The sequence below is a fragment of the Rhizobacter sp. P5_C2 genome (genome assembly GCF_054049715.1).
This window is the reverse complement of record NZ_JBFULV010000001.1, coordinates 45,247-58,523: the sequence shown is the minus strand read 5'-3', so window position 1 is coordinate 58,523 and position 13,277 is coordinate 45,247. Positions and strand designations below refer to the sequence as shown.

The window sequence follows — 13,277 nt, the reverse complement described above, 5'->3', positions numbered from 1 at the left end:
GGCGTCACAGCACCGTGCGCAGGCTGGCCTGGGCGTGCAGCAGGGCCGGCAGCGAGCCTTCGACCAGCTGGTCCATCGTGACGCGCGCCGCGTGCACGCTGACGTTCATCGCCGCCAGCACCTCGCCGCGGTGGTTCTTCAGCGGCACCGAGATCGTCCGCAGCCCGAGCTCCAGCTCCTGGTCAACCGTCGCATAGCCCTGCGAACGGGTGCGGGCGATCTCGAGCCGCAGCCGCTCCGGCAGCGTCACGGTGTTGGGCGTCAGCGGCTCCAGCGTCTGGCGCGCGATCCAGGTGTCGACCTCGGCCTGCGGCAGCGCGCTCAGCAGCACGCGGCCGTTGGCGGTGCAGTACGCCGGCACGCGCGTGCCGGGCTGCAAGGTGGACGACACGACGCGGCCGGCACTGGTGGCGGCGATGCAGATCACGTCGTTGCCGTCGAGCACGCCGGCCGACGAGGCTTCCTTCAGCGCATAGGCCAGCTTGTGCAACTCCGGCTGCACGATGCGCGGCAGCCGCGCCGAGTGCATGTAGCTCTGGCCCATGCGCAGCACCTTCGGCGTCAGTGCGTACATCTTGCGGTCGCTGTTGACGTAGCCAAGGTATTCCAGCGTGATCAGGTAGCGGCGCGCGGCGGCGCGGGTCAGGCTGCAGCGGGCGGCCACCTCGCTGATCGTGAGCCGGGGACGGTCCTGGTCGAAGGCCTCGATCACCGCGAGGCCCTTTTCGAGGCCGGCGATCAGGTCGCGCTTGTTGGGGGCGACGGGGGCCGCGGGGTCGGCGGCCTGGCCGTCGTCGGGAAGCTGCGGTTCGCGAGCGTTCATCAACTGCCACTCCTGGACTGCTTCTGCGATGTGCGCCAATCGCCCACCGTGGGCGCTGTGTCGACGCGATCGGCGCGCAGCCCCTTGTGGTGCGATTCAATGTAGCCTACCTTTCGCGCGTTGCAGCCGCTGCGCCCACGCGTGGGCGATTGGCGGATCAAGGAAGCGGATCGAGGAGACAGCGATGCAGTTCGACGAGGTGGCGCCGGGCGTGTACCCGAGCCTGATCCATCCCCCGTACCGATCCACCCTTGGCCGCGGGCCGACGCTGCCGCCGCTGCGGGTGAAAGCGCCCGTTCCGGCGAGCGATGGAGTGCGTTTCTCGCCGGTGCTGATCGGCCCGAAGGACCTCGACCTGACGTCGCACGGCAGCAGCGCGCCGCTCGGCGAGAAGATCATCGTCAGCGGCCGCGTGGTCGACGAAGACGGCCGCCCGGTGCGGCGCTCGCTGCTCGAGGTGTGGCAGTGCAATGCGGCCGGCCGCTACTGGCACAAGAAGGACCAGCACGATGCGCCGCTCGACCCGAACTTCCACGGCGTCGGCAAGATGTTCACCGACGACGACGGCCGCTACCGCTTCGTGACCATCAAGCCGGGGCCGTACCCCTGGGGCAACCACGACAAGGCCTGGCGGCCGGCGCACATCCACTTCTCGCTGTTCGGCAACGTGCTGGCGCAGCGGCTGGTGACGCAGATGTATTTCGCGGGCGACCCGCTGTTCGCGTTCGATCCGATCTTCCAGAGCATCCCGGACGAGGCGGCGCGCACTCGTCTGGCCGCGCACCTGAACATGGATCACACCGACGGCGGCAACGCCCTCGGCTACGACTTCGACATCGTGCTGCGCGGCCGCCACGCGACGCCGATGGCCCTGTGAGCACCCGCGCCATGACGAACCGCATCACTCCGGCTCTCATCACGTCTTCGCAGACCATCGGCCCGTTCCCGCATGAGGGCTGGCGCTGGGCCGCCGAGCTGTCGCAGCAGGGGGCCACGGCCACGACCTGGATCACGATCGGCGGCGTGCTGTTCGACGGGCAGGGCCAGCCGGTGAGCGATGGCTGGGTCGAGGCCTGGTCACCGGTCGCGGCGGCCGGCGAGCACGAGCGCCCGATGCCCGGCTTTCGCCGTTGCGCGACCGGCGAGCGCGGCGAGTTCCGCATCGAACTGGGCGCGTCGCCGCAGGCCGCACCGGGCGAGCCGGTGGCCTGGATCACGCTGTTCGCACGCGGGCTGTTGAAGCACCAGTTCTGCGCGGTGTTCCTGGCCGATGCGCCGGGGCTCGCGAACTCGGAGCTGCTGGTGCAGGTGCCGGCGGCGCGCCGCGACACGCTGATCGCACAACGCCAGGCCGACGGCAGCTACCGCTGGGACATCCACCTGCAGGGCGAAGGCGAGACGGTGTTCCTCGATTTCGAATGAGCGGCTCGGCGAACCTCAGGGGTTGGCCGCCGCATGCGCGCCGGCCAGCAGCGCGTCCATCGCAACGGCCTGCGCGATCGAATCGTCGAGCGTGATGCGCGGCGCCTCGTGCCCGAGCGCCGCGGCCTCGAAGTGCCGCACCATCAGCGCATACGGGTCGCACGGCGCGAAGCGCTCGACGTGCTCGCCGATGCGCAGCACCGCCTCGACGTCCTTCCAGCCGAACGGCGTCTCCAGCCGCAGGATGCCGTCGCGCAGCAAGGCCTCGAACTGCGTGTGCGGCGGCAGCGAGAACGCGCAATCGAAATGGCCGGTGACGTCGCCGTGCACCGTGTCGAAGCGCAGCATCGCGTGGGCGGCGTGGTCGACGCGGCCGCCTTCGGCATCGGGCGGGGTCAGCCCGGCCGTGACGCCGAGCACCACCGGCTCGACGCCGGCCAGCCAGCGCATCACGCTGAGCGGATAACAGCCCAGGTCGTACAGCGCGCCGCCGCCCATGCGGCGGCTCCAGCGCACGTCGGCCGGGTCGTGCAGCGTGTAGGTGAAGTGGCTGCGCATCCACTTCAGCGGGCCCCAGGCGTCGCCTTGCACGAGCGCCTGTGCGCGGGCGAGCTGCGGGTGGAAGCGGTGCATGAAGGCCTCCATCACGAGCCGCCCGGCGGAGGCCGCGGCGGCCTTCATCTGCCGCGCTTCGCCGGCGCTGAGCGCAAGCGGCTTCTCGCACAGCACGTGCTTGCCGGCCGCCAGCGCCGCGAGCGTCAGCGGCAGGTGGGCATGGTTGGGCAGCGCGATGTAGACCGCGTCGATGTCGTCGCGCGCGAGCAGTGCGGTGTAGCTGGTCGCGAGCGGGATCTCGTGGGTGGCGGCGAAGGCCGCGCCGCGGGCGGGATCGCTGCAGCCGAGCGCGACGATCGGGCTGCCGGTGCTGCGGAAGGCCGGGATCAGCGCCGACGCAGCGATGCGGGCCGCGCCGATCAGGCCCCAGCGCAAGGTGGGTGGTGAGGTCATGGAGGTGGGGGTGCGAGCTTCGCCCATCGTGCCAGCAATTCCTGTTCTCGCTGCGGCGTCAGCTTGCCCTGCCGACGCGCATCGTCGGGCGCTGGGATCGGCTCAGCGAGGATGTCGGCGGCCGTCTCGTGCAGTGGCCGTGTGCGCAGCCCGGCCGCCTGCGCTCGCGCCACGCTGACCGCGAGGAAGCCTTGCGAATCCGCCTCGCTCGCCGGGATCCACAGCGGCAGCTCGGTCCACAGGCGCACGCCTTCAGCTTGCAGGAAGGCCTCGCTGACGACCCGTGGCGTCGCCGGCGCATGGCCTGCACGCGCGGCCGCGGCGAGGCAGGCGTCGATCAGCCGCGGCCAGGTCAGCGGCCCCTCGACCGGCCCGGTCGCGTTGAAGTCACCGCTCCCGCCATCCTCCAGCAGCGTCACCATCCACCCGGCGAGATCGCGCACGTCGATCACCTGCAGCGGCGATGGCGAATCGGGCACCAGCATCGTGCCGCCGGCCGCCGCGCGCCACAGCCAATGGCTGAAGCGGCCGGTCGGGTCACCCGGCCCGACGATCAGCCCGGGCCGCACCACCAGCGCCCGCCCGCCCCACACCGCGCGCAACGCTGCCTCGCAGGCCGCCTTCTGCGCGCCGTAGTGCGCGACGCTTCGATCGTCCGGGGGTACGCCGTCGAACGCGGCCAGCGGCGCGCGCTCGTCCTCGCCCGGCCGCGCGAGCGACGCATACGCCGACACGCTCGAGACGAACAGGTACTGCCCTGCATCGACGAAGGCTTCGGCGCTGAGCCGCACGTCCCCTGGCAGGTAGCCGCAGGTGTCGACCACTGCATCGAAGCGCCGGCCCCGCAACGCACCGAGATCGTGTTGCCGATCACCGACGATGCATTCGACGCCCGCCGGCCACGCACTGCGCGAGCGCCCGCGGTTGAACACCGTCACCGCATGCCCTGCCGCGCACGCCGCATCGACCACGGCCGCACCCAGGAACACCCCACCGCCGAGCACCAGCAGCCTCATATCGCCACCGGCAACGGCGACGGCGCCTTCACCTCTTCCATGCAGATCATCGAGCGCACGTCATCGACGCCGGGCACCTGCATCAGCCGGTCGGTCAGGAACTGGCTCAGGCTCTTCAGGTCGTGCGCGACGACCTTCAGCAGGTAGTCGCTGTCGCCCGAGACCGTGTGGCATTCGAGGATCTGCGGGAACGCGCGGATGTCGGCCTCGACCTCGCGCACGCGGCCGAATTGGCCGCCGTCGATGTTGAGGCTGACGTAGGCCATCACGCCCAGCCCTAGCGCCTGCGGCTCGACCTGCGCGCGGTAGCCGCGGATCACGCCGCGCTCTTCCAGCGCGCGCACGCGCCGGAAGCACTGCGGTGCCGACAGGTGCACCAACGCCGCCAACTCCACGTTGCTGGCGCGGCCATCGGCCTGCAGGGCTTCCAGAATCTTGCGGTCCAGGCCGTCAATTGCTCCAGCATTCATCGTTTCACCTTCTTCAATGCACGAATCGTGCACTCATGACGCCTTGCATGCAAGTTTAGGAACGCAAATTTCGCTGCGACATCTCTAGACTGTGAGCGTTCGCTATGCATCCAGACCAGGAGTCGACATGACCACCGCCGCCCGCGCCGCCGCGCTGCAAGCCCGCCAGGCCCCAGTGATGACATCACCGAAGACCTCACCGATCGCGCTGGAACAGCGGTATGGCGCCGACAACTACCACCCGCTGCCGGTCGTGCTGACGCGCGGCGAAGGGGTTCATCTCTTCGACGACCAGGGCCGGCGTTACCTCGACATGATGTCCGCCTACTCGGCCGTCAGCTTCGGCCACAGCCACCCGGTGCTGGTGCAGGCCTTGACCGAGCAGGCGCAGACGCTGGCCGTCACGAGCCGGGCCTTCCACACCGACCGGCTCGGTCCCTTCCTCGAGACGCTGTGCCGCATGACCGGCATGGCGCGCGCGCTGCCGATGAACAGCGGCGCCGAGGCGGTGGAAACGGCGATCAAGGCGGCGCGCAAGTGGGCCTACAAGGTCAAGCACGTGCCCGAGGGCCTGGCGCAGATCCTCGTCGCCGAAGGCAACTTCGCCGGCCGCACGACGACCATCGTCGGCTTCTCGACCGAGGCGCAATACCGCGACGGCTTCGGCCCGTTCGCGCCCGGTTTCAGCGCGGTGCCGTTCGGCGATGCGCAGGCGCTGGAGGCGGCCATCACGCCGCACACCGCGGCCTTCATCGTCGAGCCGATCCAGGGCGAGGCCGGCATCATCGTGCCGCCGGCCGGCTACCTGAAGGCGGTGCGCGAGATCTGCACGAAGCACAACGTGCTGATGATCTGCGACGAGGTGCAGACCGGCCTCGGCCGCACCGGCCGGCTGCTGGCCTGCGAGCACGACGGCGTGCCGCCCGACGGCCTGGTGCTCGGCAAGGCGCTCGGCGGCGGGCTGTTGCCGGTCAGCGCCTTCCTCGCGCGCGACGACGTGATGGCGCAGTTCACGCCCGGCGACCACGGCAGCACCTTCGGCGGCAACCCGCTGGCCGCGGCCGTCGGGCTGGCCGCGCTGCAGTTGCTGGAGCGCGAGCAGTTGTCGCGCCGCGCGCACGAGCAGGGCGACTACCTGATGGCCCAGCTCGGCAAGCTGCAGCACCCGGCGATCACCGACATCCGCGGCCGCGGGCTGCTGGTCGGCGTGCAGATCGACCCGGCGTTCGCGAGTGCGCGCGAGGTCTGCGAGCGGTTGATGGACGAAGGCGTGCTGACCAAGGACACCCACCACACGGTGGTGCGGCTCGCACCGCCGCTGGTGATCGAGCGGGCGCAGATCGACGAGGCAGTGGGGGCGCTGCGGCGGGTGCTGCAGGCGATCGATGCGAAGGCGGGGGTACGGCGCGAGGCCGCGGCGGCTTTAAGGGAGCGGGTTGCCGCACACCGATCCGTGCAGGCGCGCTGGCACTGATCGTCGATCTTTGTCGGGAGAAGGAACCGAACAGGGCCTCTGGTTCACTCAGGAGGATTGCATTACACGCCCTCCGTGGGTCGATCCATGAACGTTCAGGGAAATACCTCCACCTCCGTGCCCGTCTCCCCTCAGGTGTGGGAACCGATTCGTTTCAGCAGTTCTTTGTTTGGAGAGCGGATGCGAGCCGGTCGAGTCGCATCGCGCAGATTTGCGAACGCAGTCATGCTCGGGCTCCTCCGGGAGCGCGGGCTTCCCATCGACCTCATCCGCGAGGCCGCCGATTGGTTGATGGTCGTTGACCGGGAGACTCGTGGGCGCGGCGTGGGCGTCATCCGCCAATTGGGTGCCGATTTCGGCCTGGGCCACGATCGCGGGCTCGTGCTGGAGGCCTTGTTGGTTCTGAAGGCAACCATTGATAGCAGCGGGTTCTCGAATGCCGTTGAGGCACGTAAGTTCGGGCTGAGTTGGACGTCGCATCTTTTCGACGTAGAAGAAAATCTGCGCAGGAAACTGACTGCGGTAAGCGCCAAACTTCCACCGGCGCTTTCGAGTGCCATTGACAAAAAGCTCAATGAATTCGAAGAGAAAATCGGCGCCAAGGACTGGGACGCCTGCTGCGAAATCATGACGGCGCTGGACCACCTTGTCTCGGATGAACTGATGAAAACGCCGAGCGCAAGCCACGTTGGCTGACGGCTGAAGCGGCGCGAGCCCTGCTCCACGGCACCCGACCGCGTAAGCTCCGGGCGATGGGTCTCATCGCCTCCTTGTTTGCCTCCTTCGCCAACTACAAGCGCCAGGCCTTCCGCTGGCAACGCGGCCGCCAGGGCACCGGCTACGACAAGATGCTGCTGCTCACGGCCCGCTGGCCGCTCGGCTTCGACAGCTACCTGCTGCGCTACCCCGAAGGCGCCGAGATCCCGCCGCACACCGACCCGGTGCAGGCGCGTCGCCACTACCGGCTCAACATCGTGCTGAAGGCGTCGCCCGCCGGCGGCGAGTTCATCTGCGCGACGCCGATCTTCGCGACGCGCCGCATCAAACTGTTCCGCCCCGATGCCTGCGAGCACAGCGTGACGCGCGTGCTCGGTGGCAGCCGCTACGTGCTGTCCGTCGGATGGGTGCTGCCGGCGCGCCAGACACAGGGTTAACCCGGAGCGCTGGCAGCGCTTCAGTTACCGCCACTTACACGATCCGCGCAAGGCCCGCACAGTTTTTGGCCCGCGCGTCGCACGTCGCGCTTTATTTCCGCGCCGGGCATGCCGACAAGTACGCATGTCCTCCTTCAGCCTCACCTCCGTGCGTGAAGCGGCGCCGTCATCGAGCGCGCCATCACGTTTGTCGCCGAGCGCGTTCGCCTGCACCGCAATGGGCCTGGCCGGCGGCCTCGCCACCTGGGCCGCGAGCGCCTGGAATGGCTGGGCGCTGCTGGTTGGCGCCGGGCTCGGCATCGCCGGCGCGCTGTTCGATCGCCGCCAGGCCACGCTGCGCCGCCAGCACCATGACGCCACCGCCGCGTTCGTCGCCGGCACCGAGCGGCTCGGCCGTGAACTGCTGCCGGTCTGGGGCGGCCACATCGAAAGCTCGCGTGCGCAGATGGAGAGCGCGATCTCGGCCCTCGCGCTGCGCTTCGGCGGCATCGTCGACAAGCTCGACCAGGCGATGCGCGCCTCCAACCTTGCCGCCGGTTCGGTCGAGAGCAGCGACCAGGGCCTGGTCGCCGTCTTCGCGCACAGCAGCAAGGAACTGAACGGCGTGCTCGAGTCGCTGCGCGCCGCGATGGCCAGCAACGGCGCAATGCATGCCGAGGTGCAAAGCCTGAACCGCTTCGTCGGCGAGCTGCAGCAGATGGCGGCCGAGGTCGCCAACATCGCATCGCAGACCAACCTGCTCGCCATCAACGCCGCGATCGAGGCCGCCCACGCCGGCGAGACCGGCCGCGGCTTCTCGGTGCTGGCGCAGGAGGTGCGCAAGCTCTCCGCTGCCTCCGGCGAGACCGGCCGCCGCATGGCCGACAAGGTCGCGCTGATCGGCGACGCGATCGCCACCGCGCGCCGCAGCGCCGACGCATCGGCCGAGCGCGAGGCGGCGTCCATCGTCGCCTGCGAGACCACGATCACCAGCGTGCTCGGCGGCTTCCACACCGTCACCGATGCGCTGGTCGCGTCGGCCGACGTGCTCAAGCGCGAGAGCGTCGGCATCCAGGGCGAGATCGGCGAGGCACTGGTGCAGCTGCAGTTCCAGGACCGCGTCAGCCAGGTGATGTCGCACGTGCGCCAGAACATCGAACAACTGCCGGCCCAGCTGACGCGCAGCCGCGAAGGCTTCGAGCGCAGCGGCGTGCTGCAGCCGGTCGACAGCGCCGTCCTGCTGGCCGAGCTGGAGAAGACCTACGCGATGGCCGACGAGCGCAGCTTGCACAGCACGCATGCCGGGCAGGACGCGCAGGCGGCCACCGCGAGCGAAGAGATCACTTTCTTTTGACAACGACAGACCGGGAAGCACAACACCATGGCCAAGACCATCCTGATCGTCGACGACTCCGCCTCCGTGCGGCAGGTCGTCGGCATTTCGCTCAAGCAAGCCGGCTATGACGTGATCGAGGGCGTCGACGGCAAGGACGCGCTGAAGAAGCTCACCGGCCTGAAGGTCCACCTGATCATCAGCGACGTCAACATGCCCAACATGGACGGCATCAGCATGGTGAAGGCGATCAAGCAGATGCCGGCCTACAAGTTCACGCCGATCGTGATGCTGACCACCGAGTCGCAGGACGCGAAGAAGAAGGAAGGCCAGGAAGCCGGTGCCAAGGCCTGGGTCGTCAAACCCTTCAAACCCGAGCAACTGCTGGGCGTCGTGCAGAAGCTGGTGCTGCCGTGACCGGGATCCGCATCGAAGGCGAGCTGACGATCTACCGCGCCGCCGAACTGAAGCAGACGCTGCTGGCCGCGGTGGCCGAGCATGCGGCGGTCGAGGTCGACCTGTCGCAGGTCAGCGAGTTCGACAGCGCCGGGCTGCAATTGCTGCTGCTCGCCAAGCGCGAAGCCGGTGCCGCCGGCCGCACGCTGCGCCTGGTCGACCACAGCCCCGCCGTCGTCGAGGTGCTGGAGTTGTTCGACCTGGCCGCGCACTTCGGCGACCCGCTGGTCGTCGGCTCGTCCCCGTCCTCATCGCGCGCCGCGTGACGCGCCCCTGGAAAGCATCCCGATGAACATGGACCAGGCCCTGCAGACCTTCTTCGCGGAAAGCCGCGAGCTGCTGGTAGACATGGAGGCCTCGCTGCTGCGCGTGCGCGAAGAGGCCGAACCGGCGGAGACGATCAACGCGATCTTCCGCGCCGCCCACACCATCAAGGGCTCGGCCGGGCTGTTCGGCCTGGACCAGGTGGTGGCGTTCACGCACGTCGTCGAGAGCGTGCTCGACGAGGTGCGCGAGGGCCGCATCGCCGTCGACGAGCCGATGGTCGCGCTGCTGCTGGCCTGCGGCGACCACATCGGCGCGCTGGTCGACGCGGTCGAGTCCGATCCGAACCAGGTCGACCCGGCGCTGGTGCAGCGCGGTGAACCGCTGCTGCTGCGCCTGCGCGCGCACCTGGAGCCGTCGACCGGCGCTGTCGTGGCGGCACCGGCGCCCGCGTTCGAGCGCATAGTCGCCTCCTCGCACGACGCCGACCTGTGGCACATCTCGCTGCGCTTCGGCCGCGACGTGCTGCGCAACGGCATGGACCCGCTGTCCTTCATCCGCTACCTCGGCACGCTCGGCCAGGTGGTCGGCATCGTGACGCTGGCCGACGCGCTGCCGGCGGCCGGCGAGATGGACCCCGAGTCCTGCTACCTCGGCTTCGAGATCGCGTTCCGCAGCCAGGCCGACAAGGCGGCGATCGAAGGCGTGTTCGACTTCGTGCTCGACGACTGCACGCTGCGCATCGTGCCGCCGCACAGCCGCATCGGCGACTACATCGACCTCATCAAGGCGGCACCGGAGGAAGCGTCGCGCCTCGGCGAGATGCTGGTGCGCTGCGGCACCGTCACCGCCCACGAGCTGGAAGCGGCGCTGAACGTGCAGGCCCACGCCGTGCCGACGCCGCTGATCGGCGCGGTGCTGGTCGAGCAGGGCCGCGTCTCGCCGCCGGTGGTCGAGGCCGCGCTCGAGAAGCAGAAGCGCGTGAAGGATGCGAAGACGCAGGAAAGCCAGTCGATCCGCGTCGATGCCGACAAGCTCGACCACCTGATCAACCTGGTCGGCGAGCTGATCATCGCGTCGGCCGGCGCCAACCTGATTGCGCGCAAGACGCGCAACAGCGAGCTGCAGGAATGCCACTCGGTGCTGTCCGGCCTGGTCGAGGAAGTGCGCGACAGCGCGCTGCAACTGCGCATGGTCAAGATCGGCGGCACCTTCAGCCGCTTCCAGCGCGTGGTGCACGACGTCTCGCGCGAGCTCGGCAAGGACATCGGTCTGGTGATCGACGGCGAGGACACCGAGCTCGACAAGACCGTGGTCGAGAAGATCGGCGATCCGCTGACGCACCTGGTGCGCAACGCGATCGACCACGGCATCGATTCGCCCGAGCAGCGCGCCGCGCGCGGCAAGCCGGCCCGCGGCACCGTGATGCTGAACGCGTTCCACGACTCCGGCAGCATCGTGATCGAGGTCAGCGATGACGGTGGCGGCCTGAACCGCGAGAAGATCCTCGCGAAGGCCGTCGAGCGCGGCCTGATCGAGGCCGGCCGCGTGCTGAGCGATGCCGAGATCTATGGCTTGATCTTCGAGCCCGGCTTCTCGACCGCCGAGAAGGTGACCAACCTGTCCGGCCGCGGCGTCGGCATGGACGTCGTCAAGCGCAACATCGTCGCGCTGCGCGGCAGCGTCGGCATCGCCAGCACGCCGGGCGAGGGCACCACCGTCACGGTGCGGCTGCCGCTCACGCTGGCCATCATCAACGGCTTCCAGATCGGCGTCGGCAAGGCGGTGTTCGTCGTGCCGCTCGACATGGTCGACGAATGCGTCGAGTTCAGCACCGAGACCGGCCACGACTACATCGACCTGCGCGGCCAGGTGCTGCCCTTCATCCGGCTGCGCGAGCTGTTCGACATCGACGGGCCGCAAAGCGCGCGCCCGAACATCGTGGTCGTCAAGCATGCCGGCCAGAAATTCGGCCTCGTCGTCGACACGCTGCTCGGCGAGGCGCAGACCGTCATCAAGCCCTTGTCGAAGATGTTCGGCCAGGTCCGCGGCATCAGCGGCTCCAGCATCCTCGGCAGCGGCGACGTCGCGCTGATCCTCGACGTGCCGGCGCTGATGGAGTCGGCTGGCTCGCCGGTCGCGGCCGCCTGAATTCACCAGTTTCCAGGGAGAACCACAACCATGTTCAGCAACTTCAAGATCGGCGTCAGGCTGATCGCGGGCTTCATGCTCGTCGCGTCGATCAGCGTCGTGATCGGCGTCATCGGCATCTCCAACACCGGGCAGATGAACGAGCTGGCCGACAACATGTACAACAAGGAGCTGATGGGGCTGTCGTACATCAAGGAAGCCAACATCAACCTGATCTACATCGGGCGGGCGCGGTCGAACTTCCTGCTGGCGAGCTCGCAGGCCGAGCGCGACAAGCACATGGCGTCGATCACGAAGAGCCTGGCCTCGATGAAGGACTACATCGAGAAGTCCAAGCCGCTGTTCGTCAGCGACCGCGCGAAAGAGGTCTTCACCGCGTTCGGCACGCTGTCCGAGGACTACCAGCGCGAGATGCAGCGTGCGCTGACGCTCGCGTCGGCGAAGAAGCTGGCCGACCGCGACGAGGTGCTGGCGCAGTCGCTGGACCTGGTGCGCGACAAGGCCAACAAGCTCGACGAGATGCTCGACGAGCTGATCCAGCAAAAGGAAGCGCGCGCCAAGGCGGCCGCCGAGCACACCGAGAGCCTGTACCGCAGCAGCCGCACCGTGATGATCGGCGCGATCGCCGGCGGCGTGGTGCTGGGCCTGCTGCTCGGCTTCTTCATCAGCCGCAGCGTCAGCAAGCCGCTGGGGCGCGCGGTCGAGGCCGCGAACCGGCTGGCCGAAGGCGACCTGACGGTGCAGATCGATGCCACCAGCCGCGACGAGACCGGCCAGCTGCTGCTGGCGATGAAGCACATGGTGGCCAGGCTGTCGCAGGTGGTGACCGAGGTGAACAGCGGCGCGGAAGCGCTGGCGGGGGCCTCGGAAGAGGTGAGCGCGACGGCGCAGTCGCTGTCGCAGGCGTCGAGCGAGCAGGCCGCGGGGGTCGAAGAGACCAGCGCGTCGATCGAGCAGATGACGGCATCGATCTCGCAGAACACCGAGAACGCGAAGGTGACCGACGGCATGGCGACCAAGGCGGCGAGCGAAGCGGCCGAAGGCGGCGAAGCGGTGCGCGCGACGGTGGCGGCGATGAAGCAGATCGCGCAGAAGATCGGGATCATCGACGACATCGCGTACCAGACCAACCTGCTGGCGCTGAACGCGGCGATCGAGGCGGCGCGCGCCGGCGAGCACGGCAAGGGCTTCGCAGTGGTGGCGGCCGAGGTGCGCAAGCTGGCCGAGCGCAGCCAGGTGGCGGCGCAGGAGATCGGCACGGTGGCGGGCTCGAGCGTGGAGCTGGCCGAGAAGGCGGGCCGCCTGCTGGACCAGATGGTGCCGAACATCAAGAAGACCTCGGACCTGGTGCAGGAGATCACGGCGGCGTCGGAAGAGCAGTCGTCGGGCGTCAGCCAGATCAACGCGGCGGTGAGCCAGCTGAGCCAGACGACGCAGCAGAACGCGTCGAGCTCCGAAGAGCTGGCGGCCACGTCCGAAGAGATGAGCAGCCAGGCCGAGCAACTGCAGCAGACCATGTCGTTCTTCAAGCTGGCGACGCAGGTCGATGCGCCGCGGCAGCGCCCGGCCGCAGCGCGCAAGCCGGCTGCGAAGCCGGCCGGCGCCAAGCCCGCGAAGGCGGGGGCACGCAAGCCGGCACCGGCGGCAGGGCACAACGGCTTCTCGCTGCACGCGAACGGCGCGGGCGCTCTCGACGAATCGCAGTTCGCCCGTTTCTGAGCGGCCCG

The 13,277-nt window shown here is 69.0% G+C and carries 14 protein-coding genes; 10 read left to right on the top strand and 4 right to left on the bottom strand.

All coding sequences use genetic code 11. The features are described 5' to 3' along the window. Positions 1 to 4: 4 nt before the first annotated feature. The gene (locus ACXJLU_RS00275) at positions 5 to 823 is read right to left on the bottom strand and encodes an IclR family transcriptional regulator domain-containing protein (RefSeq protein WP_457328544.1); all 819 of its coding nucleotides are present in this window, start codon (positions 821 to 823) and stop codon (positions 5 to 7) included. Between the two features lie 184 nt (positions 824 to 1,007). Here ACXJLU_RS00275 and pcaH point away from each other — a divergent pair, with 184 nt between their 5' ends. Continuing rightward, positions 1,008 to 1,700, top strand: a complete 693-nt coding sequence (gene pcaH, locus ACXJLU_RS00270; RefSeq protein ID WP_457328543.1) for a protocatechuate 3,4-dioxygenase subunit beta — start codon at positions 1,008 to 1,010, stop codon at positions 1,698 to 1,700. Between the two features lie 11 nt (positions 1,701 to 1,711). Beyond that, on the top strand, positions 1,712 to 2,245 hold the full coding sequence (locus ACXJLU_RS00265; RefSeq protein WP_457328542.1) for a peptidase associated/transthyretin-like domain-containing protein: 534 nt from the start codon (positions 1,712 to 1,714) through the stop codon (positions 2,243 to 2,245). A gap of 15 nt (positions 2,246 to 2,260) precedes the next feature. On the opposite strand, the gene ACXJLU_RS00260 is transcribed toward ACXJLU_RS00265, so the two are convergent. From ACXJLU_RS00260 to ACXJLU_RS00250, 3 genes are read right to left on the bottom strand one after another with little or no spacing between them, the layout of a single operon-like run. Next, entirely contained in the window at positions 2,261 to 3,253 is a 993-nt protein-coding gene (locus tag ACXJLU_RS00260; RefSeq protein WP_457328541.1) for a Gfo/Idh/MocA family protein, read from the bottom strand. After that, positions 3,250 to 4,269, bottom strand: coding sequence for an NAD-dependent epimerase/dehydratase family protein (locus tag ACXJLU_RS00255; protein ID WP_457328540.1), 1,020 nt, complete (start codon positions 4,267 to 4,269; stop codon positions 3,250 to 3,252). The genes ACXJLU_RS00260 and ACXJLU_RS00255 overlap by 4 nt, the downstream gene beginning before the upstream one ends. Beyond that, positions 4,266 to 4,739: an Lrp/AsnC family transcriptional regulator gene (locus ACXJLU_RS00250; protein ID WP_073466076.1), complete on the bottom strand. Its 474-nt coding sequence runs from the start codon at positions 4,737 to 4,739 to the stop codon at positions 4,266 to 4,268. The genes ACXJLU_RS00255 and ACXJLU_RS00250 overlap by 4 nt, the downstream gene beginning before the upstream one ends. A 178-nt stretch (positions 4,740 to 4,917) precedes the next feature. Here ACXJLU_RS00250 and rocD point away from each other — a divergent pair, with 178 nt between their 5' ends. The 8 genes from rocD (at position 4,918) to ACXJLU_RS00210 (ending at position 13,269) form a co-directional block, all read left to right on the top strand. Next, positions 4,918 to 6,213, top strand: a complete 1,296-nt coding sequence (gene rocD / locus ACXJLU_RS00245) for an ornithine--oxo-acid transaminase (RefSeq protein WP_457328616.1) — start codon at positions 4,918 to 4,920, stop codon at positions 6,211 to 6,213. A gap of 225 nt (positions 6,214 to 6,438) precedes the next feature. After that, entirely contained in the window at positions 6,439 to 6,909 is a 471-nt protein-coding gene (locus ACXJLU_RS00240) for a hypothetical protein (protein WP_457328539.1), read from the top strand. 74 nt (positions 6,910 to 6,983) lie between these two features. Beyond that, positions 6,984 to 7,367: a 2OG-Fe(II) oxygenase family protein gene (locus tag ACXJLU_RS00235; RefSeq protein WP_457328538.1), complete on the top strand. Its 384-nt coding sequence runs from the start codon at positions 6,984 to 6,986 to the stop codon at positions 7,365 to 7,367. A gap of 124 nt (positions 7,368 to 7,491) precedes the next feature. Continuing rightward, positions 7,492 to 8,700 (top strand): methyl-accepting chemotaxis protein, encoded by a 1,209-nt coding sequence (locus ACXJLU_RS00230; protein ID WP_457328537.1) that lies wholly within the window; start codon positions 7,492 to 7,494, stop codon positions 8,698 to 8,700. A gap of 27 nt (positions 8,701 to 8,727) precedes the next feature. Beyond that, the gene (locus ACXJLU_RS00225; RefSeq protein ID WP_073466055.1) at positions 8,728 to 9,096 is read left to right on the top strand and encodes a response regulator; all 369 of its coding nucleotides are present in this window, start codon (positions 8,728 to 8,730) and stop codon (positions 9,094 to 9,096) included. After that, positions 9,093 to 9,401 carry an STAS domain-containing protein gene (locus ACXJLU_RS00220; protein WP_073466056.1) on the top strand — a complete coding sequence of 103 codons (309 nt, stop codon included), beginning with the start codon at positions 9,093 to 9,095 and terminating at the stop codon, positions 9,399 to 9,401. The genes ACXJLU_RS00225 and ACXJLU_RS00220 overlap by 4 nt, the downstream gene beginning before the upstream one ends. 22 nt (positions 9,402 to 9,423) lie before the next feature. Beyond that, on the top strand, positions 9,424 to 11,550 hold the full coding sequence (locus ACXJLU_RS00215) for a chemotaxis protein CheA (protein ID WP_457328536.1): 2,127 nt from the start codon (positions 9,424 to 9,426) through the stop codon (positions 11,548 to 11,550). A 30-nt stretch (positions 11,551 to 11,580) separates the two neighbouring features. Beyond that, positions 11,581 to 13,269: a methyl-accepting chemotaxis protein gene (locus ACXJLU_RS00210; protein WP_457328535.1), complete on the top strand. Its 1,689-nt coding sequence runs from the start codon at positions 11,581 to 11,583 to the stop codon at positions 13,267 to 13,269. Positions 13,270 to 13,277: the final 8 nt, after the last annotated feature.

Coding starts and splice junctions, on each gene's coding strand:
- ACXJLU_RS00275 (WP_457328544.1), bottom strand. CDS start 823: ATGAACGCTCGCGAACCGCAGCTTCCCGACGACGGCCAGGCCGCCGAC.
- pcaH (WP_457328543.1), top strand. CDS start 1,008: ATGCAGTTCGACGAGGTGGCGCCGGGCGTGTACCCGAGCCTGATCCAT.
- ACXJLU_RS00265 (WP_457328542.1), top strand. CDS start 1,712: ATGACGAACCGCATCACTCCGGCTCTCATCACGTCTTCGCAGACCATC.
- ACXJLU_RS00260 (WP_457328541.1), bottom strand. CDS start 3,253: ATGACCTCACCACCCACCTTGCGCTGGGGCCTGATCGGCGCGGCCCGC.
- ACXJLU_RS00255 (WP_457328540.1), bottom strand. CDS start 4,269: ATGAGGCTGCTGGTGCTCGGCGGTGGGGTGTTCCTGGGTGCGGCCGTG.
- ACXJLU_RS00250 (WP_073466076.1), bottom strand. CDS start 4,739: ATGAATGCTGGAGCAATTGACGGCCTGGACCGCAAGATTCTGGAAGCC.
- rocD (WP_457328616.1), top strand. CDS start 4,918: ATGACATCACCGAAGACCTCACCGATCGCGCTGGAACAGCGGTATGGC.
- ACXJLU_RS00240 (WP_457328539.1), top strand. CDS start 6,439: ATGCTCGGGCTCCTCCGGGAGCGCGGGCTTCCCATCGACCTCATCCGC.
- ACXJLU_RS00230 (WP_457328537.1), top strand. CDS start 7,492: ATGTCCTCCTTCAGCCTCACCTCCGTGCGTGAAGCGGCGCCGTCATCG.
- ACXJLU_RS00225 (WP_073466055.1), top strand. CDS start 8,728: ATGGCCAAGACCATCCTGATCGTCGACGACTCCGCCTCCGTGCGGCAG.
- ACXJLU_RS00215 (WP_457328536.1), top strand. CDS start 9,424: ATGAACATGGACCAGGCCCTGCAGACCTTCTTCGCGGAAAGCCGCGAG.
- ACXJLU_RS00210 (WP_457328535.1), top strand. CDS start 11,581: ATGTTCAGCAACTTCAAGATCGGCGTCAGGCTGATCGCGGGCTTCATG.